This is a genomic window from Burkholderia sp. Cy-637, from assembly GCF_011753175.1.
GTDB classification, from domain to species: Bacteria; Pseudomonadota; Gammaproteobacteria; order Burkholderiales; family Burkholderiaceae; genus Burkholderia; species Burkholderia gladioli.
In genome coordinates this window covers 1-911 of record NZ_VWWC01000398.1, presented here as the reverse complement: position 1 = coordinate 911, position 911 = coordinate 1, and the positions used below count along the sequence as shown (strand labels likewise).

The window sequence follows — 911 nt, the reverse complement described above, 5'->3', positions numbered from 1 at the left end:
CAAGGCGTGCTGCTGCCGGCAGCAGCACGCCTTGCCAGGGCGTGAAGCGCAGCGTGCCGTCGCCGTCGCGCTCGGCGAGTGCCGCCAGCGCCTCGAGCGTCGCCGCGTCGAGCCGGCCGAGCGGAACCTGGCCGCCGACCTGGCGCGTGGCGGTGTTCATTTCGTTGTGGATGCCGAAGCGACGGGCGAGATCGGCCGGCGCGCGGCGCCATTGCCTGAGCGCCGCGTCGTGCCGCGGGGCAGGCGCCAGCCGCGCGGCGGCGTGCGCGAGCAACTGCTCGGGGCCCAGGCTCGCGAGCGCGTCGCGGATTCGCCTGGCCTCCTTCGGCGCCAGTTCGAGGAAGGCCAGCAGCAGCGCGTGCGCGCAGTCCACCACCTGTTCGGGCGCGACCGAGGCCAGCGCCGGCGGATCGTCGGCCGCCACCGGCGCATGGCCGGCCAGCCCGAACGCGTAGCGCAGGGCGCCGCTCGCATCGCGATAGGCCGAGAACCAAAGGTCGTGCGGGTGCGCGAGTTCGGCCAGGGCTTCGCCGCCGTCGATCGACAGCGAGCATTTCGGCGACAGCGCGGCAAAACGCGGTTCGCCCTGCAGCCGGTCGAGCAGGGCGGCGCCGAGCGCGCGCGTGTCCGCCAGCGCGGCCGGATCGCGGCCGGCGGCAGGGCTCAGCATCACGTTGCGGACGTCGTCGCGCAGCGCGGCGGCGGCGAGATCCGGCCGCTGGCCTGCACGGCTGCCGGGGTTCGTGGTGTCGTCCTCGCGCGGGCCCAGCCCCGCCTCGATCAGGGCGGCGGCCAGCGCCGTCTCGTGGCCGGCGCGCACGCCGCGGATCTGCAGCTTGGCGCGGTTGGTCGCGTCGAGCACGCCCCAGCCCTGTTCGCGCGCGGCTGCCGCCAGCGCCCCGGCCGCGGCC

1 pseudogene is annotated in these 911 nt (G+C 76.5%); it reads right to left on the bottom strand.

The features are described 5' to 3' along the window. A pseudogene (locus F3J10_RS35830) lies at positions 1-911 on the bottom strand (precorrin-3B synthase); the annotation flags it as partial.